Here is a 542-nt window from a genome sequence, read left to right as displayed (position 1 = left end):
CAGTGTCATTCGTTGGCGTTTGACTATTCGGTGTGGGAGATCTGGGGGGCGCTGTTATACGGCGGGCGGTTGGTGGTGGTGCCCGAGTCGGTGGTGCGTTCACCAGAAGACTTGCTCGAAGTGTTGGTGGGTGAGCAGGTCAGTGTGCTCAGTCAGACACCGTCGGCGTTTTATGCGTTGCAGAGCGCTGAGGGGCTTGCACCTGAGTTGGCTGATCAGCTCACGTTGTCGACTGTGGTGTTCGGTGGTGAGGCGCTCGAGCCGCAGCGGCTTGGGGGGTGGTTGGAGCGTCATCCGGTGTTGCCGCGGTTGATCAATATGTATGGCATTACCGAGACGACGGTGCACGCCTCGTTGCGGGAGATCGCCGCCGGCGATGTTGAGCGCATGGTCAGCCCGATCGGGGTGCCGTTGGCGCATCTGGGGTTTTTTGTGCTCGATAACTGGTTGCGTCCGGTGCCCGCTGGGGTGGTCGGTGAGTTGTATGTGGCTGGTGGCGGGTTGGCTTATGGCTATGTGGGTCGGGCGGGGTTGACCAGTGC

The 542-nt window shown here is 61.4% G+C and carries 1 protein-coding gene; it reads left to right on the top strand.

The window, feature by feature from the left end; genetic code table 11:
• Positions 1-542, top strand: a 542-nt coding sequence (locus A5753_RS07670; RefSeq protein WP_156655996.1) for an AMP-binding protein, incomplete at both ends; no start/stop codon positions are given.

It is taken from the genome of Mycobacterium sp. 852002-51971_SCH5477799-a (genome assembly GCF_001667145.1).
Classification (GTDB): Bacteria; Actinomycetota; Actinomycetes; order Mycobacteriales; family Mycobacteriaceae; genus Mycobacterium.
This window is presented reverse-complemented; position numbering and strand designations above follow the sequence as displayed.